The sequence below is a fragment of the Pseudoxanthomonas sp. SE1 genome (assembly GCF_029542205.1).
Taxonomy (GTDB): domain Bacteria; phylum Pseudomonadota; class Gammaproteobacteria; order Xanthomonadales; family Xanthomonadaceae; genus Pseudoxanthomonas_A.
Genome location: NZ_CP113783.1, coordinates 2,285,090 through 2,311,894 on the forward strand (window position 1 = coordinate 2,285,090; position 26,805 = coordinate 2,311,894).

Consider the following 26,805-nt stretch of genomic DNA (forward strand, 5'->3'; position numbering starts at 1 on the left):
CGGACAAGGACACATCGAAATGAGCAAGCAGATCCAAGAAGCCTACATCGTCGCCGCCACCCGCACCCCGGTCGGCAAGGCGCCGAAGGGTGTATTCCGCAACACCCGTCCGGACGACATGCTGGCGCATGTATTGAAGTCCGTCGTCGCGCAGGCGCCGGGCATCGACCTCGGCCGCATCGATGACGCCATCATCGGCTGCGCCATGCCCGAGGGCGAGCAAGGCATGAACGTGGCGCGCATCGGCCTGCTGCTGGCAGGCCTGCCGAACACCATCGCCGCGCAGACGATCAACCGCTTCTGTTCGTCCGGCCTGCAGGCCGTGGCAATGGCGGCCGACCAGATCCGCCTGGGCAATGCCGACCTGATGCTGGCCGGCGGCACCGAAAGCATGAGCATGGTGCCGATGATGGGCAACAAGATTGCGATGGCGCCCAGCGTGTTCGACAACGACCACGTGGCCATCGCCTACGGCATGGGCATCACCGCGGAGAAGGTCGCCGAGGAATGGAAGATCGCGCGCGAGGACCAGGATGCCTTCGCCGTCGCCTCGCACCAGAAGGCTCTCGCCGCGCAGGCCGCGGGCGAGTTCAAGCACGAGATCAGCCCCTACGAAGTGATCTCGCGCCAGCCCGATCTGGCCGGCAACACCGTTCGCTTGAAGAAGCTGCTGGTCGAACAGGATGAAGGTCCGCGCGCGGACACCTCGCTGGAAGGCCTGGCCAAGCTGCGCACCGTGTTCCGCAATCCGCAGTTCGGTGGCACGGTCACGGCCGGCACCTCGTCGCAGATGAGCGATGGCGCCGCGGGCGTGCTGCTGGCATCGGAACAGGCAATCAAGGACTACGGCCTGACCCCGCTGGCCCGTTTCGTCAGTTTCTCGGTCGCCGGCGTGCGTCCCGAAGTGATGGGCATCGGCCCGATCGCGGCCATCCCGAAGGCGTTGAAGCAGGCCGGTTTGACCAAGGACCAACTGGACTGGATCGAACTCAACGAAGCCTTCGCCGCGCAGGCGCTGGCGGTGATCCGCGACAGCGACCTCGATCCTTCGAAGATCAATCCGCTGGGCGGCGCCATCGCACTCGGCCACCCGCTGGGCGCGACCGGTGCGATCCGCACCGCCACGATCGTCCACGGCATGCGCCGTCGCCAGCAGAAGTACGGCATGGTCACCATGTGCATCGGCACCGGCATGGGCGCGGCGGGCATTTTCGAGTCGCTCTGAAGCAGTGCGCACGTCCGTGTTGAACGAAAAAGGCGCCGGAAGGCGCCTTTTTCCTGTGTGCGATGCCTTTGCTCACGCCATCCGCGCACCATTCGGCACCGGCCGCTCCACCGTGGTGATCACCACGCCGGCATCGGTGTGGAAGCCGGTCAGCAGGAACTCCGACACAAACCCCGCGATCTGCTTCGGAGGAAAATTGATGACACCGACGATCTGCCGCCCGACCAGATCCTCCGCGGCATAGAGCGTGACGATCTGCGCGCTGGTCTTCCTGATGCCGTGCGGCCCGAAGTCCACCCAGAGCTTCCACGCCGGTTTGCGCGCCTGGGGGAACGCCTCGACCTTCATCACGGTACCCGCGCACAAAGCGACCCGTTCGAAGTCGGCCCATCCGATGATGTCCTGCGATTGCGTCATGTCGGTCACCTCTGTTCCATCCGGTCTTTCCACGCATCCCTGAACTCCGCCCACCAGTAGCCCAACTGCGCGCCCACGAAGCCCGCCGGCTTCAAGGCCGACACCAGGCCATAGTCCGAAAATTCGCGCCAGCGTGGGTCGTCATGGGCGATGGCACTGGCGAGGATCTCCCCGGCGAACGTGGTGGGCGCCACGCCATGTCCCCCGAACGCCTGCGCAAGCCATAGTCCGTCCTCCACGCGTCCCACCTGCGGCATCTGGTGGCGGGCATAACTCATGAGCCCCGACCACGCGTAGTCGATGCGGACGCCTTCGAGCTGGGGAAACACCTTCACCATGTCGCGATACAGCAGCCTCCGGACCGCTCCGGCAGACCGGTCGAGCACGGAGATGCGTCCTCCCCACAACAACCGCGTGTCGGGTAGCGGACGGTAGTAGTCGAACGCGAACCGCGTGTCGTAGACCGCGGCCTGCGTCGTGAGCGCGCCCTGCACCCGCGCATGCAGCGGTTCGGTCACCATCACGTAGGTGGCGATGGGCAACACGCCCGCATCGACACGGCGGTGCAGGCCCGCAAGATAGCCCCCGCAGGCCAGCACCACATGGCGCGCCCTGACCTGCCCCTGTGGCGTGACCACCCGCCAACCCGCACCGTCCCGGACCAGCGCTGTCGCCGGCGATCGCGCGTACAGCGAGACGCCCTGTTCCTGTGCCACGCGTGCAATGCCGCGCGCGTACTTCAGTGGATGGAAGTGGAAGGCGTCGGGCTCGAACAGGGCGTCGTGGTACCGATGTGTCCGGATGTAGCTTCGCAACGTTTCCTGAGGCATCCATCGCCAGTCCTGACCGTAGTGATCCGCCAGCAGGCGCTGACGGCTCCGCAGCACCCCCGCGTCCTTGAACCAGTTCGCCCAGATGATCCCCGCATGCGTGTCGTCGCAGGCGATGGCATGGCGTGCGATGCGTTGCCGGATCAGTTCGACAGCATCCGTCGTGCCGTCGTAAAGCGCCCTGGCGCGTCGGGCGCCCAGCTCGCGCAGGAGCGCGTCCTCGCCCCGGGAGAATCCACCAAACACGAAGCCACCATTGCGTCCCGAGGCACCGTAACCGGCGGCCTCCGCCTCGAGCACCACGACATCCCGAACGCCCCGCTCGGACAGCCCCAGCGCGGTATTGAGTCCGGCAAATCCGCCGCCGATGATGCAGACCGATGCTTCGACGCTCCCCTGCAGTACAGGCGATGCCGGCGCCGGGCCAGCGGTATCGAGATAGTAGCCAGATCCGGATATGTCGGCGGCAGACATGGCATCCATCGAATGGTGCGGGACCGGTGGGTCTGATCAGGGCTTCGGTATGCGGAAACCTATTCGAGTTCCTGCACGCCCAGCTCGTTCAACGCGTCCTGCATCATGATGCGGGCGGCATCACTGAGCTTCTCGTGGTCGAGTGCGTAACGGATGGTCGCTTCGATGAGGCCGATGTGGGTACCGCAGTCGAAGCGTGTGCCCTTGAAGCGATAGGCATGCACTGGTTTTTCCGACAGCAGCGCCGCGATGGCATCCGTCAGCTGGATCTCGCCGCCGGCGCCCGGCACCGTGTTCTCCAGCAGGGAGAAGATGCGCGAATCGAGCACATAGCGGCCAACGACCGCCAGATTGCTGGGCGCAACCTCTGGTTTCGGTTTCTCCACGATGGCACGGATGCGCCCTTCTCGGCCGGTGAAAGCGTCGGTAGCGACGATGCCGTAACTGCCCGTCTGCTCATGAGGGACATCCTGCACCGCGATCATGCTGGCGCCTGTCGTTTCGGCGGCATCAGCCATCTGCTTCAGCGCACCGGGCCCACGGTTCCAGATCAGATCGTCGGGCAGCAGGACCGCGAAGGGTTCGTTGCCCACGATGGGCTTGGCGCACAGCACGGCATGGCCCAGGCCCAGTGCTTCGGCCTGGGTCACGAAGACGGCGCGCACGTGGCTGGGCAACACATTCCGTACGAGTTCGAGTTGCTCGTGCTTGCCCGCGCGCTCCAACTTCTGCTCGAGCTCATAGGCCTTGTCGAAGTAGTCGGCAACCGCATGCTTGTAGCGGTTGGTAACGAAAATCAACGTGTCGCAGCCGGCCTCGACTGCTTCATCCACGGCGTACTGGATCAATGGCCGATCGATGATCGGCAGCATTTCCTTGGGCACCGTTTTGGTAGCGGGCAGGAAGCGGGTGCCTAGACCGGCGACGGGAAAAACGGCTTTGCGGATTCTGGCGGGGATCATCGGGTCCTGCGGGCATCGCGGCCAGGGAATACCACGATGTTAGCCGAAGAATCGTCCTGTTCGTTTGACAACGGTGCGAACTCGGGAACCGCGATCCGCAACACCTCTCCCAACTCGTTCGTATCGTACCGGGCATGGGCTGCCCGCATGCGCTGCAGAGCCAACTCGATGAACTCGGGCGCCACCTCGCGCGCAAGCGCTTTCATGATCTTCGAGTGAGAGGTGGGCTGGTAGCGCTCATCCGCGTGGAAAAGCGTTTCGTGCAGCTTCTCCCCGGGGCGAAGACCGGTGTAGACGATGGCGATATCGCGCCCGGGTTGCCTGCCTGCCAACCGGATCATCTGCTCAGCCAGCAGGCGGATCGGCACTGGATCGCCCATGTCCAACGTGTAGATGGAGGCATGCGCTGCGCCTGAAGCGGCCTGCAGGATCAACTGGCACGCTTCGGGAATGGTCATGAAATAGCGCGTCACGTCCGGATCGGTGACGGTGACCGGACCACCTTTGCGGATCTGCTCCCTGAACAGGGGTACCACGCTACCCGCGGAATCAAGGACGTTGCCGAAGCGCACTGTGACGTATCGCGTTCCGGATCGCGCATCATCAAGTGCCTGGCAGGCCATCTCCGCAAGACGCTTGGTCGCACCAAGCACGTTGACGGGATCCACGGCCTTGTCCGTGGAGATCAGGACGAAGGTCGCGACACCGGCTTCGCGGCAGGCTCGCGCCACCGTCTCGGTGGCCAGCACGTTGTTGCCGACGGCTTCGCGCAGATGTCCTTCCAGCAAGGGCACCTGCTTGTAAGCCGCGGCATGGAATACGGCATCAGGCTCCGCAATCTTCAACGCGTGCTCAATGACGGCCGCATCTCCGCAGTTGCCGAGTATGGGAAGCACCTCCAGATCCGGGAACGCCCGCCGAAGGTCGCCCTGGATCGTGATGAGCGCCAGTTCGTCGATTTCAACCAGTGCGATCCGCTGGGCACCATGACGTGCGCATTGCCGACAGAGCTCCGAACCGATGGACCCGCCCGCGCCGGTCACCATCACGGTCCGCCCCCCCAACCAGCCCCGTATGAGCTTCCAGTCCGGGGTGACCGATTTCCGACCAAGCAGGTCCTCGATCGCGACCTCCTTCAGGTCGCCCGGCATGGATTGTCCCTCGAGCACATTGACCAGCCGCGGGACCATGCGGAATGGCAATCCGGTGCTCTCGCAGATCGCCACCACGCGCTGCATGGCGGGCGCATCCAGGGACGGCATGGCAATGACCAGCATCCGGGCCGCCGTCTCCCGCGCGACTGCTGCAGCGTTCTCCAACCCGCCAAGAACGGGAATGCCCTGCAGCTTTGATCCATGCAGTCGCGACGCGTCGTCAAGGAACGCGACCGGCTGGTATACGCCAGTCCGCCGAAGTTCCCTGACCAGGGCTTCCCCTGCCCGCCCAGCGCCCAGGATCAGGACCCGCGATGCGCTCTCGTTGCTGCGGTTGACCTGACTGTCCTTCCAGGCCCGATAAGCGAGCCGAGGCAAACCAAGGAAGCCAACCAGAGCGAACGGATAAAAGCCCAGTACCGCACGCGGCGTGGAGCCGAATCGGTTGTAGAAGAACAGTCCCAGCACGACGCCAAGGAAGCCCAAGGCGCACGCCTTCACGATATTCCAGAGATCCGGAAGACTGGCGAAGCGCCAGAGGCCGCGGTACAGCCCCATCCACCAGAACACGGCGCCCTGTGCCAGAAGCACGATGGCGATCTCGTTAGACCATAAGGGAAACGCCGGTGCATGGGCCAGCATCGCATAGCGAAGGCGATGCAGTACCTGCCAGCAGAGCCATACCATCGTCAGATCGTGGGCCGCCACGAGAAGGCGTGGCATAAACCCGCTAAATCGATCCCGCCATGATTCCATCAGATCCGTCTCCAGGTGCTACCCGCCACGCCATCCTCGGCGCACTAAAACCCACAGCGCCCCGCCACACCCATAGACTGCGATGACCGCGCCTAAAGTAGTTGCTACCCTCGCTTGGGGTACCCCATAGATTAACAATAAGGTAACGCCGCAGAACACCATGTAAATCACGGTTATTGCAGCGTGCCCGAATCGACGCGCCCCCATCTGATAAAGATGGCCCACATGAGGTGTCCACCAGCGTTCGCCACGGAGCATGCGCCCCAGCAACGTGAAGCCTGCGTCGACGAGAAATGCACATAGCGGCAACAGCAACAGGGGGGCGCTCGCCGCTGGCAGTGCAAGGTAGGCGGCGGTGGCAAGCCCGGCCAACGCGTAGCCCAAGGCACCACTGCCCACATCTCCCAGGAAGATCCGGGCCTTGGGGAAGTTGAAGGGTAGGAAGCCGAGACATGCCGCGAGCAACGCCAAGGCAAGCCAGTGCCACCCACCCACCAACAGACCGGCATAGGCCAGCGCCGCCAATGCAGCCTGACTGGTCGCCAGCCCGTTGATGCCATCCATGAAGTTCCAGACGTTGACCAGCACCATCGCCGTACCGAAGGCCAGGACAGCCGGTAGCAGTTGGCCACTTTGCCCCGCGGCTCCGGCGGCCAAGGTGAGTGCCGCCACGGCCTGGACCACGAGCCGCAACCAGGGCGACAACGGCCGATGGTCGTCCCACCACCCTACTCCGGCCACGATCAACAGCCCCGGCAGGAATGCCCACCACAACAGGTCCATCGCCCCTGGACCCAATGCCAGATAAAGGCCGGCCGCGACCAGGAGTGCGACGATCGCGATGCCGCCACCGCGTGGCGTGGCGACGTCATGGCTGCGCCGTTCACCGGGCTGATCGAGAAGGTCGCCGCGCAACGCGTATCGGCGCGCCAGCCAAGTCCCCACGGCGGTGCCTGCCGTCAGCAGCAACAGCCAGACAGGCATACTCGGCATCAGACCACCGCGTAGTTCAACAACGGCTTGATCGTGCCCCACTCCTTGCAGCTCGGGCATTGCCAATGGTGTGTCCGGGCGCCGAAGCCGCAACGCGTGCACCGATAGCTGGGATTCCGCACCAGCAGCTGATCGGTGATGTGCTTGAGATCATGCAGCGTGGCAGATGGGTCTGCCCCCTCGGCCAGCGTCAGGTCGATCAGTGCCGCCTCGCCACGCACCGATGGCCGATCCTTGAGCTGACGTGCCAGGTAGGCCCTTGCAGCAGCGACCCCATCCTGCCGTTCGACCAGGCGCGTCAACGCCAGCACCGGTGCGATCCCGCGGTAGTGCTCGCACATCTCCGACAGGAAGGCCCGGGCGCCGGACAGATCACCCACCTGGTCGTAGCCTGCGAGGAGGCTGGGCAAGACCTCGGGAAGGTAGTCGGGGTCATGCCGGGCCGCGCGTTCGAACGCACGAATCGCAGCTTCGGAATTGCCGGCATCAGACTCGATGCGACCTTCGATGATGCCGGCACGTACGCTGCCCGCGTCGGCCTGGTAGGCACGCGCCACTGCTGCGCGCGCGGCATCGACGCTGTTCGCTGTCCGGTGCCGTTCGGCCAGTTCGCATTCGAACTGGGCGATCAGCTTGCCCATCGGTTCAGCCGTGACCTCTTCATAGCGTCGCGCGTTGTCGATCGCTTTCTCCCAGTCGCGCTCGGCCTGGTAGATGCCGATGAGGTGCTTGAGCGCCTGCGGAGCACGTTGATCGATGCGCGCCAGATCGGTGAACACGGTCTCCGCGCGATCCAGCAGTCCGGAACGCATGTAGTCCTCGCCAAGCGCCAGCAAGGCTTGTACGCGCTGCGCATCACTCAGGTCGGCCCGTTGCACGAGCCCCTGGTGCAGACGGATGGCGCGATCCACCTCGCCACGACGGCGGAACAGGTGGCCCAGGGCGACCTGCGTTTCGAAGGTTTCCTTGTCGAGTTCCGCGATATGGAGGAACAGCTCGATCGCCTTGTCCGGCTGCTCATTGAGCAGATAGTTCAGGCCACGGAAATAGGTGCTCGACAGCCGGCTGACCTGCGTGTCGCCGTGACGTTGGCCGCCACGACGACCGATGATCCACCCGCTCAATGCCGCCAGCGGCAGGAACAGGAAAAACCAGAACCACTCGGTGAGGAAGGCCATGGGTCAGACGCCACCATCGAAGGTCGAGGAGCCTCCGTTGGATGACGGGGCCTGCGCGCGATTCGCCTTGCGCAGTTTCGCGTAGAGCGGCCACACCAGCGTGGCCACCACGATCAGGCCGCCGATCACCACACCCAGCAACAGGGACAGCATGATGCCGACGCCGGACGAGGTCTGGAACTCGGTGAAGAGCAGCTTCAGCGTTATCGGCTGCGTGTTCAACACGCCGATGATGAGTCCGTAGGCCAGGAACAGCAGTGCAACGACCAGGCGGAACATGTTCATCGGGCGACTCCTTGCAGGACGGCGCCTAGCTTAACGGAGTCGGCACGGAACGACACGCGCCCGACGAGAGGCTACTCCCCGGCCTCTTCGATGGGCGTCACGTCGCTGACGCGTTCGCGCAGCTCCTTGCCCGGCTTGAAGTGGGGAACGTGCTTGGCCGGCAACGCGACCGAATCGCCGGTCTTCGGATTGCGGCCCATCCTGGGCGGACGGTAATGCAGCGAAAAACTGCCGAATCCGCGGATCTCGATACGGTCACCCTGCGCGAGGGCGCCGCCCATCATCTCCAGCAATGCCTTGACGGCCAGGTCCACGTCCTCGGCCTTGAGGTGCGGCTGGCGGCGGCTGAGGATCTCGATGAGTTCGGATTTGGTCATCGCATGCGGAATTCGGACGGATGAACCCGCGCCGGCCCGGGTACTCCGGGCCGGCGGGGAACGGTACTGCTAGCAATACTGCAACGGCGCGAGCCGCTTACTCGGACTTGCCGCCATCCAACTGCGCACGCAGCAGCGCGCCCAGGCTGGTGGTGCCGGTGGAAGCTTCGGCAGCGGACTTGTTGTACTCGGCCAACGCTTCGGCGGTTTCGGCTTCGTCCTTGGCCTTGATCGACAGCTGCAGCGTGCGGCCCTTGCGGTCCATGCCGATGAACTTGGCTTCGACCTTGTCGCCCACCTTCAGGTGCTGGCTGGCGTCGTCCACGCGGTCGTAGCTGATGTCGCGTGCCATCACGTAGCCTTCGATGCCATCGGCCAGTTCGACCATGGCGCCCTTGGCGTCCACTTCCTTCACTGTGCCTTCGACCTTCGAGCCCTTCGGGTGGGTCGCCATGTACTGGCCGAACGGATCCTGCTCCAGCTGCTTCACGCCCAGGCTGATGCGCTCGCGCTCCGGATCGACCGCCAGCACCACGGCTTCCAGCGTGTCGCCCTTCTTGAAGTTGCGCACGATGTCTTCGCCGGTGGTGTTCCAGCTGATGTCGGACAGGTGGATCAGGCCGTCGATGCCGCCGTCCAGGCCGATGAAGATGCCGAAGTCGGTGATCGACTTGATCTGGCCGGACACCTTGTCGTTCTTCTTGTGGGTGGCAGCGAAGGTTTCCCACGGATTGGCGGCAACCTGCTTCATGCCCAGCGAGATGCGGCGACGCTCTTCGTCCACGTCCAACACCATCACTTCAACTTCGTCGCCGACCTGCACGACCTTGGACGGGTTGACGTTCTTGTTGGTCCAGTCCATCTCGGAGACGTGCACCAGGCCTTCGACGCCCGGCTCGATCTCGACGAAAGCGCCGTAATCGGTGACGTTGGAGACCTTGCCGAACACGCGGCTGTTGGCCGGGTAGCGGCGGGCGATGTTGTCCCACGGATCCTCGCCCAGCTGCTTCAGGCCCAGCGAGACGCGGTTGCGCTCACGGTCGTACTTCAGCACGCGGACGTCCAGCTCCTGGCCGACTTCCACGACTTCGGACGGATGGCGTACGCGCTTCCAGGCCATGTCGGTGATGTGCAGCAGGCCGTCGATGCCGCCCAGGTCGACGAACGCGCCGTAATCGGTGAGGTTCTTGACCACACCCTTCAGCACCACGCCTTCCTGCAGCTTGTCCATCAGCTGCTCGCGCTCTTCCGAATGCTCGCTCTCGACCACCGCGCGGCGGGAGACGACGACATTGTTGCGCTTGCGGTCCAGCTTGATGAGCTTGAACTCCAGCTCCTTGCCTTCCAGGTAGCCGGGATCGCGCACGGGGCGCACATCGACCAGCGAACCCGGCAGGAATGCGCGGACGTCCTTGATGTCGACGGTGAAACCACCCTTGACCTTGCCGCTGATGCGGCCGGTGATGGTTTCGTTCTTCTCCAGCGCTTCTTCCAGCTCGTCCCACACCATGGCGCGCTTGGCCTTCTCGCGCGAGAGCACGGTCTCGCCGAAGCCGTTCTCGAGGGAATCGAGTGCGACCTTGACTTCGTCGCCCACGCCCACGTCGATTTCACCGGCGTCGTTCCGGAACTGTTCGATCGGCACGATGCCTTCGGACTTCAGGCCGGCGTTGATCACCACCACGTCGTTGCGGACTTCCACGACGACGCCGGTGACGATGGCGCCCGGCTTCAGCTTGGCCAGATGGGTCTGGCTCTGTTCAAACAGTTCGGCAAATGATTCGGTCATTGAAAAATACTCGGTTGATGACACAGACCGGGCGCACCTGGAGATGCACCACGATCCACCCGTTGTCGGCCGGCGCGGGATTGCGTGTGGCCGTGAGTGTTGTGGTTGTTGAACCGCTCGGAGGATTCCGGGCGGACCTTCTGCTGGGCGGGAACCTAGTCCGCGCGCGCCGGCACCAAAGCCAGTACGCGTTCGACGACGGCATCGATGCCAAGGCCGGTGGTGTCGATGAGGACGGCGTCTTCGGCCGGCCGCAGGGGCGCCACCGTACGCTGGGCGTCACGGGCGTCGCGGGCGAGGATCTCGCGCAGCAGACCGTCGATTGTGACGGAAACCCCTTTGTCTTTCAACTGCTTATAGCGTCTTTCCGCCCGTTCGTCGGCACTGGCGGTCAGGAACACCTTGTAGGGGGCGTCCGGAAAGATGACGGTCCCCATGTCCCGCCCGTCCGCCACCAGTCCCGGCGGCCGGCGAAAAGCCCGTTGGCGCTCCTTCAATGCGGATCGCACTTCGGGGATGGCGGCGATGGCGGACGCGAGGGCGCCGGTGGTCTCCAGACGCAGTTCGTCCGTCGCGTCAAGGTCGTCCACGATGACCCGCAGCCCCTGCTCCGTTTCGCGGAAGCTGACACGGGTATCGAACGCGCACCGGACCAGGGCTGCGGGATCGGATACATCCAGGTCGGCCCAGCTTGCCGCCACGCCAACCGCACGATACAGGGCGCCGGAATCGAGGTAATGCCAGCCGAGTCGACCGGCCACTAGCCGGCTCACCGTACCCTTGCCTGCCCCGGAGGGGCCATCGATGGTCAGGACGGGCGAGGTGTCGGACATGGGGTCTCCTGAGGGGTTTTGGGCGGCATTATGATGTCGGCTGTCGCCGCCCGGGACACCTTCGGCGGCACGCTCACGCGGGGCGTAGTGCAACCGCTTGATATGCCAACGGAATTGCCGTTAGAATAGCCGGCTTCGTTCCACCCCATACTCTTTTACGCCGAGGTTCATCTCATGAAGGTCCTGTCCTCCCTGAAGTCGGCGAAGGCCCGTCACCGCGACTGCAAGGTGGTCCGCCGTCGCGGCAAGGTCTTCGTGATCTGCAAGTCCAACCCGCGTTTCAAGGCGCGCCAGCGCTGAGGAACGGCACTGCCGGCCCCAAGCCGGCAATGCGTTGAAAACCGCCTTCGGGCGGTTTTTTGTTGTCCTGCATTTGTTATAAAAGGCAGATCATCCAGGGGAATCCCACCATGAGCCGTCGCGCCCTCGCACTTCCTTTGATCGCCCTGCTCGGCCTTGCCGGCCCGGCTTCCGCCGACACCCTGTTGATAGAGCGCGCCCAGGAAACGCCTGCGTCGGCGGCCCCGGTGCGCGGACAGACGGCAGCCGACGTCGAAGCCCGCTTCGGCGCCCCGCAACAGAAGCTCGAGCCGCGTGGCGGCCAGAAGCGGCAATGGCCGGTGATCCAGCGCTGGGTCTATCCCGGCTTCACCGTCTACTTCGAGAAGAGCCGTGTCATCGACGTGGTGCTGAACAAGGCCACCGCCGAAGAGATCGGCCCCAAGCCCCCTATCCGCTGACCGGCGACTTTCGCGCCCCGCAATCCCATGACCGATGCCTATCGCTTCCCCGCGGAGTGGGAACCCCAGTCCGCGGTCCTGATCGCTTGGCCGCACGCCGAGACCGATTGGGCCGACCGCCTCGCCGATGTCGAGGAAACCTATGTCGCCCTGGTGGCCGCCATCACCCGCTTCCAGCCTGTGGTGATCTGCGTCGCCGACGACGATCTGCAGATCTACGCGGAAGCGAGACTGCGCTCGGCACGGGTGGACATGGAACGCGTGCGCTTCGTCCCGGCGGAATACGACGATACGTGGCTGCGGGATTCCGGACCGATCACCCTGCGTGATGGCGACCGGTTCAAACTGCTGGACTTCCGCTTCACTGGCTGGGGCGGCAAGTACGAAGCCACCCGCGATGACCGCCTGGTCGGCGAGCTCTCCGGCATGCAGTTGTTTCACAACTACTTCGTCCAAAGTATTGATTTTGCTTTGGAAGGTGGCGCCATTGAGACCGATGGAACGGGCACTCTGCTGACCACGTGGCAGTGCCTGCACGAACGACACCCCGACGCCTCGCGCGAAGACCTGACCGACAAGCTGGCGCACTGGTTGAAGCAGGGGCGCGTGCTGTGGCTGGACCATGGCTATCTGGAAGGCGACGACACCGACGCCCATATCGATACCCTCGCCCGCTTCGCGCCCGGCGACGCCATCGTCTACCAGGCGTGCGACGACGCCTCGGACGTCCACTACACCGAATTGCAGGCCATGGCCGCCGACATCGCGGCACTGCGGACGGCCGATGGGCGACCGTACCGCGCGTTCCCGTTGCCATGGGCGCAGCCGGTGATCGACAACGGCCGCCGATTGGCGGCGTCCTACGCGAACTACCTGATCATCAACGGCGCCGTACTGATGCCCGCCTACGGCGACCCCGCCGACGGCCAGGCGGCCGCGGTGCTGGCACAGGCCTACCCGGATCGCGAGATCGTGCAAGTACCCTGCCGCGCGCTGATCTGGCAGAACGGCAGCCTGCACTGCATCACCATGCAATTGCCGGCGGGGCTGCTTGGCTGAATCCGTCATCGGCGCCACGGCTCATGGCACCGTGACATCAGTTGGGCGCAGATTGAACGCTTCGTTTACATCTCGCCTCACACGATCCCGGATAACCACCGTTTCCCATTGATCGAGGAGACGGCCGTGTATTCACGACGCAAGTTCCTGACGACCGCTGCGCTGGCCACGGCCGGTCTCGGCCTGGCCGCCTGCCGTGACGCAGCGCAGGCGGGCGGGGTTGGCGCATCACCGGCTGCTCCATCCCCCGTCGCCGCGCCGGGCGCATTGAACACCCGCATCATCCCGTCGACCGGCGAGCGGGTCCCCGTCATCGGCATGGGCACGTCCGGCAGTTTCGAAGTCGGCCAGAGCGCGGCCGAACTCGACCCCTTGCGTGAAGTGCTGAAGCGGTTCTTTGCCGCGGGCGCCACACTCATCGATACGGCACCCACCTACAGCGTCGCCGAAGACGTCATGGGCGCGCTGTTGGCGGAACAGGGACTCACCAGCAAGGCCTGGTTGGCCACCAAACTGTCCGGCGTGACCGGGCGCGAGGCCGGCATGGCCCAGTTCGAAGACACGCTGCGCAGGCTGAAGACCGACAAGGTGGCGCTGCTGCAGGTCCACAACCTGGGCGACCTGAAGACCCAGATGGCGGTTGCGCGCGAATTGAAGGCGCAGGGCAAGGTGAAGTACGTCGGCGTGACGCATTACGTCGAACGGGCGCAGGAACAACTCGCCGATGTCGTGCAGGCGGAGAAGCCCGACTTCCTGCAGATCAACTATTCCGTCGTCAGCCGCGGAGCGGAGAAGCGTGTATTGCCGCTGGCACGGGACCTGGGCGTGGCGGTGCTGATCAATCGCGCCTTCGAAGACGGCAAGCTGTTCGCGCAGGTCAAGGACACGCCATTGCCACCCGCGTTGTCGGAAGCCGGCGTTTCGTCGTGGGCGCAGGCCTTCCTGAAGTTCGCCCTCAGCCATTCCGCGGTCACTGCCGTCATCCCGGCCACGGGCAAGCCCGATCGCCAGAGCGACAACCTGAAAGCCGGCTCGGGTCCGGACCTGACGCCGGCACAGCGCGACGCCCTGATCGCCGCGGTGGCCTGAGCCGATGTCGTCACCCCCTTCGTCCGGCATGGCCGGCTGGCTTGGCCACCTGTTCAATGTCCGCCACCACGAAGCGCCGGTGGTCGGCGCCGGACTGGCGATGTTCTTCCTGCTGTTCGCGGGCTATTTCATGCTCCGCCCGATCCGCGAAACGATGGGTGTCACCGGTGGCGTCGACAATCTGCAGTGGCTGTTCACCGGCACCTTCGTCGCTACGCTGATCGTGCTGCCGCTGTACGGATGGATCGCGTCGAAGGTCCCTCGCCGGCGCATCGTGCCATGGGTGTTCGGCGTGGTGGTGGCCAGCCTGATCGGCTACGGTGCGGCGATGCTGGCACGGCCGGATGATGTCTGGCTGGCACGCACGTTCTACATCTGGGTGTCGGTCATCAACCTGCTGATGATCTCGCTGGCCTGGAGCGTGCTGGCCGACGTGATGGAAAGCCACGAGGCCAAGCGCCTGTTCGCGCTGATCGCCGCAGGCGCCAGCCTGGGCGGCCTGGCGGGTCCGCTGCTGACCACGCTGCTGGTCAAGCCGTTGGGGCACGGCGGCCTGATGGTGCTCTCGGCCGTGCTGATCGGCGCCAGCGCCGCCACCGCGTCTTGGCTGCATCGCTGGCGCGACCGCCATCCACTGCCCGCGGGCACGAGTTCGGCCGAACAGCGGCAACGGCCGCTCGGTGGCAATCCCTTCGCGGGCGCGACAGCGGTGTTCCGTTCGCCCTACCTGCTGGGCATCGCCTTCTTCGTGCTGCTGCTGGCGACGGTGACGACCTTCCTGTATTTCGAACAGGCCAAGCTGGTCGCCGAACGCTTTGCCGACAAGGAGGAGCAGACGCAAGTCTTCGGCCTCATCGACACTGCCGTACAGGCATTGGCCATCCTCAGCCAGTTGTTCATCACCGGCCGCATCGCGCAGAAGCTGGGCGTCGGCGTGCTGCTGGTCGCGGTGCCCGTGGTCGTCGCCGCCGGTTTCCTGTGGCTGGCGCTGGCCCCGATGTTCGCGGTCTTCGTGGTGGTGATGGTGGTGCGGCGCGCGGGCGAGTATGCCTTCGTGCGCCCGGGTCGCGAGATGCTCTATACCGTGGTGCCCGCAGAGCAGAAGTACAAGGCGAAGAACTTCGTCGACACGGTGGTCTACCGCGGCGGCGACGCACTCAGCGGCTGGGTCAAGCGGGCGCTGGACGTGCTGGCGGAGCACCCTGCGGCCGCGATGTTCATCGGCGCCGGCGTGGCGGCAGTGTGGGCGATCACCGGCGTGACGCTGGGCAGACGACAGAAGCGGATGGAGGCGACGCACGGCGCCTCCTGAGCCCGCGCGTTCACTCCCCGGACGCCTGCCGTCACGGTGGACGCGGTACCATGCGCCCCTCCCCTTCCGCCCCTGCCCGCACGATGAGCCGCACCACCCTGCCCGTTGCCCTGATCCAGGAAAAGAACCACGGCGATGCCGATGCCAACCTGTCGGTGATCGAAGCGCGCGTGGCCGAGGCCGCCAAGCAGGGCGCGAAGCTGGTGCTGCTGCAGGAACTGCACAACGGTGCCTACTTCTGCCAGCACGAATCCGTGCATGAATTCGACCTGGCCGAACCGGTCCCCGGTCCCAGCACCGAGCGCCTGGGCAAGTTGGCGAAGCAGCATGGCGTGGTTCTGGTGTCGTCGCTGTTCGAGCGCCGCGCCGCCGGGCTGTACCACAACACCGCCGTCGTCTACGAAAAGGACGGCAGCATCGCGGGCAAGTACCGCAAGATGCACATCCCGGACGATCCTGGGTTCTACGAGAAGTTCTATTTCACCCCGGGCGACATGGGCTTCATGCCCATCGATACGTCCGTCGGCCGCCTCGGCGTGCTGGTGTGCTGGGACCAGTGGTATCCGGAGGCCGCGCGCCTGATGGCGCTCGCCGGTGCGCACCTGCTGCTCTACCCGACCGCGATCGGTTGGGATCCGGACGACGAACAGGCCGAGAAGAACCGGCAGCGCGATGCCTGGGTATTGAGCCACCGCGGCCACGCCGTGGCCAATGGCCTGCCGGTGCTGAGCTGCAACCGCGTCGGCCACGAACCTTCGCCCATCGGCGCCTCGGGCATCCAGTTCTGGGGCAACAGCCACGTGCTGGGTCCGCAGGGTGAGTTCATCGCCGAAGCCGGCACCGAGGAAACCATCCTGATGGCGGACATCGACCTGCAGCGCAGCGAGCATGTCCGTCGCATCTGGCCGTTCCTGCGCGACCGCCGCATCGACGCATACGGCGACCTGCTCAAGCGCTACATCGACTGAGACCCACGCGTGCCGCTGATCGTCCGTGAAGCCACGCCGGCCGATGTGCCGGCCATCGCCTCCCTCTACGCGGATGAAGTCCGCGACCACGTCAACACCTACGAGTACGACGTGCCGGACGAGGCCGAAATGGCGCACCGCATGCAGGCCGTACTCGACGCCGGCTATCCGTATCTGGTGGCGGAGTTCGACGGAGACTTCGTCGGTTACGCCTACGCCGGCAGCTACCGGGCACGCGCGGGCTACCGCAAGACCGTGGAGAACTCGGTCTACGTGGTCCCCGGCCGGCAGGGCAAGGGCATCGGGGCGGCGTTGATGCAGGCGCTGATCGACGCCTGCGAGGCGCGCGGCTATCGCCAGATGATCGCCGTGATCGGCGAACCCACCAACACCGCCTCCATCCGGCTGCACGAGAAGTTCGGTTTCACGCTGGTCGGCGTCTTCCGCGGCATCGCCTGGAAGCACGACCGCTGGCTGGACACCGTGCAGATGCAGCGCACCCTCGGCGCCGGCACCACCGCGCCCCCGCAAGACGAATGACACGATGACCGAATCAAACACCCCTCCCGCCGATCCCTTGCACGGACAACCCCACGAGATCGTCGAGCGGGATGGCGTGCGCTACACCCTGCTCGGCACCGCCCACGTCTCGCGCGCCAGCGTCGATGCCGTGCGAGCGGCCGTGGCCAGTGGCGACTACGACAGCGTGGCGGTGGAGCTGGACCCGGGCCGCCTGCAGTCGCTGACCGATCCCGACACGCTCGCGCGACTCGACCTGGTGAAGGTGATCCGCGAAGGCAAGACGCACCTGTTCGCCGCCAACCTGGCGCTGGCCGCCTACCAGCGCCGCCTGGCCGAACAACTCGGTGTCGAGCCCGGCGAGGAGCTGAAAGCCGGCGCGCTGGATGCGCAGGCACGCGGCCTGCCCGTGCACCTGATCGATCGCGAAGTGGGTCTGACCTTCAAGCGCGCGCTGCAATCGCTGGGCTGGTGGCAGCGCACCAAGGTGGGCGCCGGCATCCTCGCCAGCATGTTCGGTGACGAAGAAGTCGGGGACGACGAAATCGAGAAGCTCAAGCAGGGCGACATGATGGAATCGAGCTTCGGCGAGTTCGCGGCCGAAAGCCCGCAGCTGTACCAGGCGATCATCGCCGAGCGCGACCAGTACATGGCATCGGCACTGCGCCAGGTTGCCGCCGGCAAGCCGACCGGCGCCACGTCGCCGTACCGCGTGCTCGCCGTGGTCGGCGCGGGGCATCTGCCCGGCCTGACCCGCCACCTGAAGGACGATACCGCCGACCCGGCCGAGCTTCGACGCGCGCTCGAACTCGTCAAGCCCAAGTCGCGCGTGCCGTGGATGGAACTGGTGATCGGTGTGTTCCTCGTGGGCGGATTCGCCTGGGGGTTCTGGCAGGGCGGCGTGGACGTCGGCTCGGACCTGTTGCTGCAGTGGGTACTGGCCACCGGTGTGCTGGGCGCCATCGGCTGCGCGATCGCGGGCGGGCATCCTCTCAGCATTCTCGCGGCCTTCATTTCATCGCCGCTCACGCCGCTGCATCCCGCGCTTGCGTCGGGTACCGTCAGCGCCTTCGTGGAAGCGACGTTGCGCAAGCCCACGTATGCCGACTTCATGGCATTGCGCGACGATGTCCAGACGATGCGCGGCTGGTGGAAGAACCGCGTGGCGCGCGTCCTGCTGAACTTCTTCCTCACCAGCCTGGGCACTGCCATCGGCGTGTGGACCGGGGGACTGAGGATGCTCGGCAAACTGGTCGGCTGAGCTGGACTTGAGGAAAAAGAGAGCCGGGCAATGCCCGGCTCTTCGCTTTCCGCTTTCTTCACTCCACGTGCAGGGCGGCCACGGTTGCCGCCGCAGATGTATCGCCACGACGCTGCTTGGCCCGGCCGATCGCACGCGAGGTGCCACTGCGCATGTCGTCCAGGATCGCGTAGATCGTGGGCAGGAACAGCAGGCTGACCACAGTCGAGAACGCCAGGCCACCGGCGATGGCGCGTGCCATCGGCGCATAGGCCGGGCCGTCGCCCGCCATCTGGGTGTTCGCCATCGCGATGGGGACCATCGCCAGGATCGCCGTGCCCATCGTCATCAGGATGGGCCGCAAACGTTCACGGCTGCCTTCCACCAGTGCGTCCGTGCGCGACATGCCGCGCCGTCGCAGGTTGTTGATGTGCTCGACCATCACGATGCCGTTGTTCACCACCACGCCCATCAGCACCAGGATGCCGATGAAGGACATGATGCCGAACGTGGTGCCGGTGAGCGCGAACAGCCAGAACACGCCGAACACCGAGAACAGCACGCCGCTCATGATGGCCGCCGGGAACAGCAGCGACTCGAACACCGCCGCCATGACGATGTAGATCATCACCAGTGCGATCAGCAGGTTGAACATCATCTGCCCCATCGCCTCGTCGTCTTCCTGGAAGGCGCTGCCATCGAACGAATAGCTGTAGCCCGCGGGGAACGACATGCCCTCCAGCGCTTCTTCCATCGCCTTGCGCGCATCCGGCACGGTGACCTTCTCTGCCAGGTTGGCCTGCACGGTCAACGTCGTCTGGCGATTGGTGCGCTGGATCTGCGTGGCCGACGGCGTGATGCCCACGTCGACCAGGCTCAACAGCGGTACCGTGCGGCCATCCGGCGAACGCACCATGAAACCAGCCAGGTCTTCGGTGCCGTAGTCTTCGGCACCCGCGAAACGCACCCACACCGGCACCTCGGTCTCGCCACGGCGGAACTCGCGCAGCGGCGCACCACGCAGGGCCAGGCCCACGAAGCTGGCCACCTGCTGGGAAGTGAAGCCGAAGGCCGCGGCGCGCTCGCGATCGACACGCACGTTCAACTCGCTGTTCTGGTCGCCGACATCCACGCGCACGTCACGCAGTTCCTTGCGCTTGGCCAGGATCGGAATCAGGTCGTCCGCGATCTCCGCCAGGGTCTGGGTCGAATCGCCGACCAGTTGGAACGACACACTCTGGCCGGGCTGGCCACCGCCGCCCTGGTTGCCGCCGTCGCCGCCGATGCCGATGTTGGCGCGGGCCGATTTCGGCAGGTCCTTGCGCAGCTGTTCGACGATCGGCTTGGTCTCGCTGGCCTTTTCGGTGTCGAACTTGACCTGGGTTCCGCCCCAACCCTGCTCGCTGAAGTACGAGTAGATCTGGCTGATGCGGTACTTCTTGCGGTTGGCGTCCAGGAACTGCTCGACCTTGAGGATCTCGGCCGACATCTGCTCCTTGGTGTAGGCGCCCTTCCACTGGTAATACAGCTCCGCTTCGCCACCGCCGTCGTTGCCGAACATGTCGAACTTCGTCATCTTCATGGGCACGAAGCTGACCACGATGATCAGCAGGATGCCCAGCACGCTCCAGCCACGGTGTTCCAGCGTCCAACGCAGGAACCCCGCGTAGCGCTTCTGCATGCGCGGGATGATGCCGGTCTCGCTGCGCACCTGGGGCGGTGTCTTCAACCGCGCCGAAATCATCGGGATCAGGCTGACCGCGACCAGCCACGAGGCCAGCAGCGACACCGAGATGGTGATCGCGATCTGGCCCAGGTAGATGCTCAGGAAGTTGCGTTCGCCGAACAGGTTGGGCACGAACACGATGCAGTGGCACAGCGTGCCCGCCGACAGCGCGATCGCCACGTGGCGGGTGCCGACGATCGAAGCCCAGGTGGGGTTGTCCGGGTACTTCTCGCGTTCCTGGTAGATGCTCTCGACCACGACCACGGCGTTGTCGACCAGCATGCCGATGGCCAGCAGCAGGCCCATCATCGACAGGATGTTGAGCGTCACGCCAGCGAAGTACATGAAGCCCAGCGTCATCACGAAGCAGATCGGGATCGCCAGCGTCACCATAGACACCGAAGGCCAGTGGCGCAGGAAGAACCACAGCACCACGATGGACAGCACCAGGCCGATCGCGCCGGCTTCCGCCAGTTCGAGCAGCGACGAAGTGACGTTGTCGCCCTGGTTCTCGATGATCTTGACCTGGATGTCGCTCATCTCCGGCTGGGCGCGGATCGATTCGACCTCGGCCAGCGCGTTGCTGGACACCTCCACCAGGTTGGCGTTGCGTTCCTTGAAGATGTCCAGGCCGACGGCTGGTTGGCCGTCCAGACGGCGACCGTAGTCCATCCTGGCCGGCTTCAGGCGCACGTCGGCGATGTCGCCGAGCCGCACGCTGCCCGCACCGACGATCAGGTCGCGTAGCTGCTGCAGGTCGGTCAGCTCGCCGACGGGCTGCACGCGCAGGCGCTGCGGCCCGTCGCTGATCACACCGGCCGAAATGGAGAAGTTGACCGCCTGCAGCCGCGTCGTCAGATCGTTGAGGCTCAGGTTGTGCGCGGTCAGGCGATCCTGGTTGATCGCGATCTCCACTTCGTTCGGCGGCGCGCCCGACACGTCCACGCGGGCCACGCCCGGGATGCGCTCGATGCGACGCTTGAACTCGCGTTCGATCATGTCGTACGCGCCGGTCAGGTCGGTCTTGCTGGCCAGGCGCACCCGCAGCACCGGCTGATCGGTGGTCGAGAACTTGAAGACGAAATAGCGCTGCAGGTCGTCCGGCAGGTCGTCGCGGATCGCGTCCAGACGCTCGCGCGCCTCGGACGCGGCGATGGCCACGTCGCGGTCCCAGTCCGAGAACTGGATGAAGATCTGCGCGCCGTCGGCCTTGGCGTTGGATTCCATTCGCTTGATGCCGGCCATCGTCGACAGCGCTTCCTCGGCCGGTCGCAGCACCGTGCGCTCCACTTCTTCCGGTGTCGAGCCCGTATACGGCAGCGACACGAAGATGAAGGGCGGCGAGACCTCGGGAAAGGCCTCCAGTGGAAGCCGGATGGCCGCGATAAGGCCGATCACGAACAGCGAGATGAAGAACATCACCGCCGTCACGGGCCGCTTGATGCTGAACTCGGCGACGCTCATGCGGGTTCGCCCTCCCCGACCGGCGGCAATGCTGCGCCCTTGCGAGCGCGGCGACCGCGTTCGAGGTAGTAGTCATCGGCGCGGCGGTCCAGCAGGTCGTAGACGACCGGGATCACCAGCAGGGTCAGCAGGGTCGAGATCAGCAGGCCACCGATCACGGTGATCGCCATCGGCGAGCGCACTTCGGCACCCTCACCCATCGCGATCGCCAGCGGCAGGAAGCCGAACAGCGTGCACAAGGTCGTCATGATGATCGGCCGCAGTCGCGAACGCGCACCCTCGACCAGCGCCTCGCGCTTGGCCACGCCGGCCTCGCGCAACTGGTTGACCTTGTCGATCAGGATGATGGCGTTCTTGGTCACCAGGCCCACCAGCAGGATCAGGCCGATGAACACCACCACCGACACCGCCGAACCGGTCAGGAACAGCGCGCCCACGGCACCCACCAGCGCCAGCGGAATGGTGAACAGGATGACGAACGGATGCAGCAGCGATTCGAACTGCGACGCCATCACCAGGTAGACCAGGAAGATCGCCAGGCCGAACGCGAACATCAGCGAGTTGACCGATTCGGCCAGTTCTTCGCCCTGGCCGCCGATGTGCATGCCGACGCCGGCGCCCAGCGGGTTCTCGGACACCATGTTCTGCACTTCCTGCACCGCGCCGCCCAGATCGATGTCGCGCAGGTTGGCCGAGACGATGGCCACGCGCACCTGGTCGGCGCGGTGGATTTCGCTGGGACCGGTCGTGGCGACGACATCGGCCACGGCCGACAGCGTCACCGGTCGGGCGCTGCCCGGATTGACGATCAGCTGGCGGATGCTTTCCAACGACGCGCGATCGGTTTCGCGGGCACGCACCAGCACGTCGATCTTGCGGTCGCGGAAGCTGTAGCGCGTGGCCACTTCGCCGCGCACCTTCTTGACCACCACGTCGGCGATCTGGCGCGTGGTCAGGCCCAGCGCACCGGCGCGTTCCTGGTCGAAGCGGATCTGGATTTCCGGGAAGCCCTGCTCCACCGTCGACTTGACGTCGGCGTAGTGCGGATTGGCACGCAGCATCGCCGCCAGCTTCTGGCCTGCCTGTTCGATGCCGGCCAGATCCTGGCCGCGCAGTTCGACTTCCAGCGGCGCCGAGAAGCTGAGCAGCTCCGGACGGCTGAAATCGACCTGGGCACCGGGATGGTCCTTCATCGACGCGCGCAGGGCCTCGGTTTCGCGGCTTTCCACTTCTTCGCTGCCGCCACCGGCCATGACCACCGTCAGCTTGCCGATGTTCTCGCCGCTCTCGGTGGGGTTGGCATCAAGACGCGTGCCGCTGCCGCTCACGCCATACAGGGCATGGATGCCCTCGTCCTTGGCGTGCTTCAGCTGCAGCTCACGGACCAGTGCATCGGTGCGCGCCAGCGGCGTGCCCGGCGGCAGCTTGACCGTCATCTCGAAGCGGTCCTGCGCCAGCTGCGGGATCAGGTCCGCGCCCAGCAACGGCACCAGCAGCATCGCGCCGACGAACGCGGCGGCGGCGAAGCCCAGCACCAGCCAGGGACGGCGCAGCGACGCGGGCAGCAGGCGCATGTAGCCGGCTTCGGCACGGTTGTAAGGCGCCATCGCCAGGTCGCTGAACTTGCGCATGACCGGGCCGACCACGGCGGCCAGCCCACGCCAGGCACGGACCACCAGCCATGCGATGCCGAAGAAGAAGCCCCGGACCGCAGCGCCCACGCCACGGCCGGTGGCCGCCAGCGGTTTCTGCCAGCGCGAATCGGGGCGCCACTGCGGATGTGCCGGTTCGTCCGGGAACGCCAGCGGAGGGCGCCCCTTCAACGAACTCAGCATCGGGATCAGCGTCATCGACACCACCAGCGAAATGCCGATGGCGATCGCCACCGTCAATGCCTGGTCGCGGAACAGCTGGCCGGCGATGCCCTGCACGAACACCAGTGGCAGGAATACGGCGATCGTGGTCAGCGTGGACGCGACCACCGCCATGCTCACTTCGCGGGTGCCGACCATCGCGGCTTCGAGGATGCCCAGGCCACGCTCGCGCGCCTTGGCGATGCTCTCCAGCACCACGATCGAGTCGTCGACCACAAGGCCTGTCGCCAGCGCCAGGCCGCCCAGCGACATCACGTTGAGGCTCAGGTCCAGCTCGCCCATGAAGAAGAACGTGGTGATGATCGATACCGGCAGCGACAGGCTGATCACGAACGTGCTCCAGCCATCGCGCAGGAACAGGAAGATGATCAGGATCGCCAGCACGCCACCGATCATGGCGTCCTTCTGCACGTCCCAGATCGCGTGTTCGATGAACAGCGACTGGTCGTCGATGACGGTCAGCTCGACATCGGGCGGGGTCTGGTTCTTGATCTGTTCCAGCTTGGCCTTCAGCGCCTGCGCCGTCGCCACCGTATTGGCGTCGCCTTCCTTGTAGATCGCCAGTTCGACGGCTTCGCGGCCGCCCAGGCGAATGATCGCCTCGCGTTCCTTGAAGCCCTGGCGCACGTCGGCGACGTCCTTCAGGCGGACCGGCATGCCACCGGCCACCGCCGAACTGCCACCGGACGATGCACTCTGCACGGAGGCGGCCGCCGCCATCGCTTCGGCTGAGCCGGTCGAAGCCGCGATGGCGGCCATCTGCGCAGCCGCCGATGCCGCGGCGTTGTCGCCACCACTCTGGGTGGTGACCAGCATTTCGCGGATTTCGTTGACCGTGGCGAACTGGTTGACGGTGCGCACCAGGTAGCGCTGCGAACCTTCTTCCAGGCGACCGCCGGAGATGTTGATGTTCTCCTGCTGCAGGCGCTGGATGACGGTATCGATCGGCAGGTTCAGCTGGGCGAGTTTCTGCTGGTCGATGTCGACCTGGATCTCGTCCTCGAGACCACCGCCGACCTTGACCGCCGCCACGCCGTCGACGGGTTCAAGCTTCTTCTTCAGATCGTCGTCCGCATAACGGCGCAGCTCGGTGAGCAGGCGTACGCCGTCCGCATCGTTCTTCGGCTCCTGCTTGTTGGCCAGGGCCAGGCGCAGTATCGGCTCGGTCGATGGATTGAAGCGCAACAGCACCGGCGCCTTCGCTTCCAGCGGCAGCTGCAGCACTTCCATCTTGTCGCGGACTTCCAGGCTGGCCTGGTCCATGTCCGTGCCCCACGCGAACTCCAGCACCACGTCGCTCTGGCCGGTACGCGACACGGACTTCAGCTTGCGCAGGTTCTTCACCACGCCGACGGCTTCTTCCACCGGCTCGCTGATGAGGGTTTCGATTTCGGAAGGCGCGGCGCCGGTGTACTCGGTGCGCACGGTCAACGTGGGATAGCTCAGGTCGGGCAGCAGGTTGACCTTCAGCGAGAACAGCGCGATCACGCCGAACAGGAACATCGTGATCCAGAACATCGCCACGGTGACGCGGCGGCGGGTGGAGAACTCGACCAGCCCTCCGCCCATGCTGCCGTCGCCAGCCGTCGCGCGGGGTTCGTGCTCCCCGGGAACGTGGCCGGGCGCGCTCATTGCTTGGTTCCGGCAGTCTTGGCGTCCTCGGCCTTGGCCGCCACCTTGGCGGGCTCGGCGCCGATCACCTGCACTGCGCTGCCTTCACGCAGCGCCACCTTGCCGGCGGTCACCACCTGGTCGCCAGGCTTCAGGCCTTCGCGCACCTCGATCCACTCGCCATCCACGTAGCCGACCTTGACCGGCACGCGTACCGCCTTGCCATCGCGCACCGCGAACACGGCCGGGTCGCCGTCGTCCAGCAGGGCGACGCGCGGCACCACCAGCGCATCGGCACGCTGGTCGTAGTCGATCCTGATGCGGCCGAACATGCCGGGCTGCAACACACCGTCGCTGCCGAACGAGCAGACCACGCGGAACGTACCGCTGCCGGAGTCGACCACCGGCGAAATGCGGTCCACCGTGCCCTGGAACACCTTGCCCGGCATCGCATCGACGGCCAGCGCCACCGGCAGGCCCGCCTTCAACTTGGAGAGCTCGCGTTCGGACACGTTCAAGGTGGCTTCAAGGCGCGATTCGTCGACGATGCGGATGATCGGCGTGTTGATCTGCACGAAGTTGCCGGTCTTGATGGAACGCGAGGCCACCACACCGGAAATCGGCGCGGTCACCGTGGTGTAGGACAGCTCAAGCGCGGCCATGCGGTACATGGCGCGGGCGTTGTCCAGGTCGTACTTGATCTGGTCGACGTCGTTGGCGCTGATCATCTGCTGGCCCACCAGCTGCTGCGCGCGACGGTAGTTGTTCTCCAGCTTGCGCATCTGCGCTTCGGCCTGGGCCACCTGCAGGCGCAGGCGGTCCGGGTCCAGCCGAACCAGCGCCTGGCCGGCGCGGACCACCTGGCCCTCCTCCACCATCACCGCCAGCGCGACGCCGGACGTCTTGGCGACCACCTGGGACTCACCCAGCGCTTCCAGCGCGGCCGTGCCGCTGTAGCTGGCGGCGACGGGACGACGGCTGGCCTTGACCACCTCGACCGGGACGGCATCAGGCTCCTTGGGGGCCTCACCGTTCTTGGCCTGCGCTTCGGGCGTGGGACCGCCCCCCTTGCAGGCGGACAGGACCAGCAGGCTGCAGAGGACAGGTACCAGCGCCAGGCGCAGGTAGGAGTGACCGGAATCGTGGCGGGGTCGGGACATGGGGCGGTACCGTGGTGGTGGTGTTGTGGTGGTGTTGTATCAAGGTATATCACCCCTGAACGACTTCCATGCGCCGAAGGTCATGGTGACTTGCGTCCGGGCCTGTGTTCGGGAAATAACACTTCCGTCTGGACGAAGCGTGTCATCACGGTCGCACATGTCCGCGACAGTTCGTCGTCTTCCTCCTGCATGGTCAACGCGGGAACTTCCACTTCGACGGCAACCATTCGGCGGCATGCGACTCAATGCCGCCCGCGCGGAAGCACCCGCGCCTGTGCGCGGCATTCGGTCGCAGGCTATACTTGCGTTCAGCCAAGCGCTGCGGTGGTACGTGGCGCGCGCAACCTGAGAGTTTCCCGAGAATGATGCGACTGCTGCCGCTCGCCGCTTGCCTTGCCTTGGCCGCCCTCCCGCTGGCCGCCCTGACCGCCCAACAGGACACCCCGGCCACGCCGGCCCCGGTCGAAGCCGCGGCGCCTGCCGCCGCTCCCGCTGCCGCCCCGGCGCCGTTGGTCGGCAATGCCGATACCGGTCGCACGCTCACCTACACCTGCCAGGGCTGCCACGGCATCGTGGGCTACAAGAACGCCTACCCGAACTTCCACGTGCCCCGCATCGGCGGCCAGTCGGCCGACTATCTGGCCAATGCGCTGACCGAGTACCGCAACGGCAACCGCAAGCACCCCACGATGCAGGCCCAGTCGCAGAGCTTCTCCGACCAGGACATCGCCGACATCGCCGCTTTCCTTTCCACCGTCAAGTAAGCCCAC

23 protein-coding genes are annotated in these 26,805 nt (G+C 65.6%); 10 read left to right on the forward strand and 13 right to left on the reverse strand.

Features of this window, described 5'->3' with window-relative positions; translation table 11 throughout:
- The first annotated feature begins 19 nt into the window (after nt 1–19).
- Nucleotides 20–1,225: an acetyl-CoA C-acyltransferase gene (locus OY559_RS10820; protein ID WP_277726279.1), complete on the forward strand. Its 1,206-nt coding sequence runs from the start codon at nt 20–22 to the stop codon at nt 1,223–1,225.
- A 72-nt stretch (nt 1,226–1,297) separates the two neighbouring features.
- Here OY559_RS10820 and OY559_RS10825 read toward each other — a convergent pair whose 3' ends face one another.
- From OY559_RS10825 to cmk, 10 genes are all read right to left on the reverse strand, one after another.
- Nucleotides 1,298–1,642 carry a tRNA-binding protein gene (locus OY559_RS10825; protein ID WP_277726280.1) on the reverse strand — a complete coding sequence of 115 codons (345 nt, stop codon included), beginning with the start codon at nt 1,640–1,642 and terminating at the stop codon, nt 1,298–1,300.
- Between the two features lie 5 nt (nt 1,643–1,647).
- Nucleotides 1,648–2,946, reverse strand: coding sequence for an NAD(P)/FAD-dependent oxidoreductase (locus OY559_RS10830; RefSeq protein WP_277726281.1), 1,299 nt, complete (start codon nt 2,944–2,946; stop codon nt 1,648–1,650).
- A gap of 59 nt (nt 2,947–3,005) precedes the next feature.
- Entirely contained in the window at nt 3,006–3,905 is a 900-nt protein-coding gene (gene galU, locus OY559_RS10835; RefSeq protein ID WP_277729984.1) for a UTP--glucose-1-phosphate uridylyltransferase GalU, read from the reverse strand.
- A complete protein-coding gene (locus tag OY559_RS10840; RefSeq protein ID WP_277726282.1) occupies nt 3,905–5,818 on the reverse strand; it encodes a polysaccharide biosynthesis protein in 1,914 nt (637 codons plus the stop codon). Before OY559_RS10840 ends, galU begins: the two co-directional genes overlap by 1 nt.
- A gap of 18 nt (nt 5,819–5,836) precedes the next feature.
- Nucleotides 5,837–6,811 carry an MraY family glycosyltransferase gene (locus OY559_RS10845; protein WP_277729985.1) on the reverse strand — a complete coding sequence of 325 codons (975 nt, stop codon included), beginning with the start codon at nt 6,809–6,811 and terminating at the stop codon, nt 5,837–5,839.
- Nucleotides 6,811–7,989 (reverse strand): lipopolysaccharide assembly protein LapB, encoded by a 1,179-nt coding sequence (gene lapB / locus OY559_RS10850; protein WP_277726283.1) that lies wholly within the window; start codon nt 7,987–7,989, stop codon nt 6,811–6,813. Before lapB ends, OY559_RS10845 begins: the two co-directional genes overlap by 1 nt.
- 3 nt (nt 7,990–7,992) lie before the next feature.
- On the reverse strand, nt 7,993–8,274 hold the full coding sequence (locus tag OY559_RS10855) for a LapA family protein (protein WP_277726284.1): 282 nt from the start codon (nt 8,272–8,274) through the stop codon (nt 7,993–7,995).
- Nucleotides 8,275–8,345: 71 nt separating this feature from the next.
- Nucleotides 8,346–8,651, reverse strand: a complete 306-nt coding sequence (locus OY559_RS10860) for an integration host factor subunit beta (protein ID WP_277726285.1) — start codon at nt 8,649–8,651, stop codon at nt 8,346–8,348.
- Nucleotides 8,652–8,748: 97 nt separating this feature from the next.
- A complete protein-coding gene (gene rpsA / locus OY559_RS10865; RefSeq protein WP_277726287.1) occupies nt 8,749–10,440 on the reverse strand; it encodes a 30S ribosomal protein S1 in 1,692 nt (563 codons plus the stop codon).
- A 155-nt stretch (nt 10,441–10,595) separates the two neighbouring features.
- Nucleotides 10,596–11,273 (reverse strand): (d)CMP kinase, encoded by a 678-nt coding sequence (gene cmk / locus OY559_RS10870; protein ID WP_277726288.1) that lies wholly within the window; start codon nt 11,271–11,273, stop codon nt 10,596–10,598.
- A 174-nt stretch (nt 11,274–11,447) separates the two neighbouring features.
- On the opposite strand from cmk, the gene ykgO reads away from it, so the two are divergent.
- The 8 genes from ykgO (at nt 11,448) to OY559_RS10910 (ending at nt 18,221) form a co-directional block, all read left to right on the forward strand.
- A complete protein-coding gene (gene ykgO / locus OY559_RS10875) occupies nt 11,448–11,573 on the forward strand; it encodes a type B 50S ribosomal protein L36 (RefSeq protein ID WP_010342887.1) in 126 nt (41 codons plus the stop codon).
- A gap of 110 nt (nt 11,574–11,683) precedes the next feature.
- Nucleotides 11,684–12,013: a hypothetical protein gene (locus OY559_RS10880; protein ID WP_277726289.1), complete on the forward strand. Its 330-nt coding sequence runs from the start codon at nt 11,684–11,686 to the stop codon at nt 12,011–12,013.
- Nucleotides 12,014–12,040: 27 nt separating this feature from the next.
- Nucleotides 12,041–13,072 (forward strand): agmatine deiminase family protein, encoded by a 1,032-nt coding sequence (locus OY559_RS10885; RefSeq protein ID WP_277726290.1) that lies wholly within the window; start codon nt 12,041–12,043, stop codon nt 13,070–13,072.
- Between the two features lie 126 nt (nt 13,073–13,198).
- Nucleotides 13,199–14,161, forward strand: coding sequence for an aldo/keto reductase (locus tag OY559_RS10890; RefSeq protein ID WP_277726291.1), 963 nt, complete (start codon nt 13,199–13,201; stop codon nt 14,159–14,161).
- Between the two features lie 4 nt (nt 14,162–14,165).
- A complete protein-coding gene (locus tag OY559_RS10895; protein ID WP_277726292.1) occupies nt 14,166–15,473 on the forward strand; it encodes an NTP/NDP exchange transporter in 1,308 nt (435 codons plus the stop codon).
- A gap of 83 nt (nt 15,474–15,556) precedes the next feature.
- A complete protein-coding gene (locus OY559_RS10900; protein WP_277726293.1) occupies nt 15,557–16,441 on the forward strand; it encodes a carbon-nitrogen hydrolase in 885 nt (294 codons plus the stop codon).
- A gap of 9 nt (nt 16,442–16,450) precedes the next feature.
- Nucleotides 16,451–16,981 (forward strand): GNAT family N-acetyltransferase, encoded by a 531-nt coding sequence (locus tag OY559_RS10905; protein ID WP_277726294.1) that lies wholly within the window; start codon nt 16,451–16,453, stop codon nt 16,979–16,981.
- Between the two features lie 4 nt (nt 16,982–16,985).
- The gene (locus OY559_RS10910) at nt 16,986–18,221 is read left to right on the forward strand and encodes a TraB/GumN family protein (RefSeq protein WP_277726295.1); all 1,236 of its coding nucleotides are present in this window, start codon (nt 16,986–16,988) and stop codon (nt 18,219–18,221) included.
- A 58-nt stretch (nt 18,222–18,279) separates the two neighbouring features.
- On the opposite strand, the gene OY559_RS10915 is transcribed toward OY559_RS10910, so the two are convergent.
- From OY559_RS10915 to OY559_RS10925, 3 genes are read right to left on the reverse strand one after another with little or no spacing between them, the layout of a single operon-like run.
- The gene (locus OY559_RS10915; RefSeq protein ID WP_277726296.1) at nt 18,280–21,390 is read right to left on the reverse strand and encodes an efflux RND transporter permease subunit; all 3,111 of its coding nucleotides are present in this window, start codon (nt 21,388–21,390) and stop codon (nt 18,280–18,282) included.
- Entirely contained in the window at nt 21,387–24,896 is a 3,510-nt protein-coding gene (locus OY559_RS10920) for an efflux RND transporter permease subunit (protein ID WP_277726297.1), read from the reverse strand. The genes OY559_RS10915 and OY559_RS10920 overlap by 4 nt, the downstream gene beginning before the upstream one ends.
- On the reverse strand, nt 24,893–26,035 hold the full coding sequence (locus OY559_RS10925) for an efflux RND transporter periplasmic adaptor subunit (protein WP_277726298.1): 1,143 nt from the start codon (nt 26,033–26,035) through the stop codon (nt 24,893–24,895). Before OY559_RS10925 ends, OY559_RS10920 begins: the two co-directional genes overlap by 4 nt.
- A 365-nt stretch (nt 26,036–26,400) precedes the next feature.
- Here OY559_RS10925 and OY559_RS10930 point away from each other — a divergent pair, with 365 nt between their 5' ends.
- The gene (locus OY559_RS10930; RefSeq protein WP_277729986.1) at nt 26,401–26,799 is read left to right on the forward strand and encodes a c-type cytochrome; all 399 of its coding nucleotides are present in this window, start codon (nt 26,401–26,403) and stop codon (nt 26,797–26,799) included.
- Nucleotides 26,800–26,805: the final 6 nt, after the last annotated feature.

Bases quoted from the DNA above. Each gene is read 5' to 3' on its own strand.
- cmk (WP_277726288.1), bottom strand. From the start codon at position 11,273: ATGTCCGACACCTCGCCCGTCCTGACCATCGATGGCCCCTCCGGGGCA.
- OY559_RS10840 (WP_277726282.1), bottom strand. From the start codon at position 5,818: ATGGAATCATGGCGGGATCGATTTAGCGGGTTTATGCCACGCCTTCTC.
- OY559_RS10860 (WP_277726285.1), bottom strand. From the start codon at position 8,651: ATGACCAAATCCGAACTCATCGAGATCCTCAGCCGCCGCCAGCCGCAC.
- OY559_RS10930 (WP_277729986.1), top strand. From the start codon at position 26,401: ATGCGACTGCTGCCGCTCGCCGCTTGCCTTGCCTTGGCCGCCCTCCCG.
- OY559_RS10910 (WP_277726295.1), top strand. From the start codon at position 16,986: ATGACCGAATCAAACACCCCTCCCGCCGATCCCTTGCACGGACAACCC.
- OY559_RS10915 (WP_277726296.1), bottom strand. From the start codon at position 21,390: ATGAGCGTCGCCGAGTTCAGCATCAAGCGGCCCGTGACGGCGGTGATG.
- OY559_RS10880 (WP_277726289.1), top strand. From the start codon at position 11,684: ATGAGCCGTCGCGCCCTCGCACTTCCTTTGATCGCCCTGCTCGGCCTT.
- rpsA (WP_277726287.1), bottom strand. From the start codon at position 10,440: ATGACCGAATCATTTGCCGAACTGTTTGAACAGAGCCAGACCCATCTG.
- OY559_RS10825 (WP_277726280.1), bottom strand. From the start codon at position 1,642: ATGACGCAATCGCAGGACATCATCGGATGGGCCGACTTCGAACGGGTC.
- OY559_RS10830 (WP_277726281.1), bottom strand. From the start codon at position 2,946: ATGTCTGCCGCCGACATATCCGGATCTGGCTACTATCTCGATACCGCT.
- ykgO (WP_010342887.1), top strand. From the start codon at position 11,448: ATGAAGGTCCTGTCCTCCCTGAAGTCGGCGAAGGCCCGTCACCGCGAC.
- OY559_RS10855 (WP_277726284.1), bottom strand. From the start codon at position 8,274: ATGAACATGTTCCGCCTGGTCGTTGCACTGCTGTTCCTGGCCTACGGA.
- OY559_RS10885 (WP_277726290.1), top strand. From the start codon at position 12,041: ATGACCGATGCCTATCGCTTCCCCGCGGAGTGGGAACCCCAGTCCGCG.
- OY559_RS10895 (WP_277726292.1), top strand. From the start codon at position 14,166: ATGTCGTCACCCCCTTCGTCCGGCATGGCCGGCTGGCTTGGCCACCTG.
- OY559_RS10820 (WP_277726279.1), top strand. From the start codon at position 20: ATGAGCAAGCAGATCCAAGAAGCCTACATCGTCGCCGCCACCCGCACC.
- OY559_RS10845 (WP_277729985.1), bottom strand. From the start codon at position 6,811: ATGCCGAGTATGCCTGTCTGGCTGTTGCTGCTGACGGCAGGCACCGCC.
- OY559_RS10920 (WP_277726297.1), bottom strand. From the start codon at position 24,896: ATGAGCGCGCCCGGCCACGTTCCCGGGGAGCACGAACCCCGCGCGACG.
- OY559_RS10925 (WP_277726298.1), bottom strand. From the start codon at position 26,035: ATGTCCCGACCCCGCCACGATTCCGGTCACTCCTACCTGCGCCTGGCG.
- lapB (WP_277726283.1), bottom strand. From the start codon at position 7,989: ATGGCCTTCCTCACCGAGTGGTTCTGGTTTTTCCTGTTCCTGCCGCTG.
- OY559_RS10900 (WP_277726293.1), top strand. From the start codon at position 15,557: ATGAGCCGCACCACCCTGCCCGTTGCCCTGATCCAGGAAAAGAACCAC.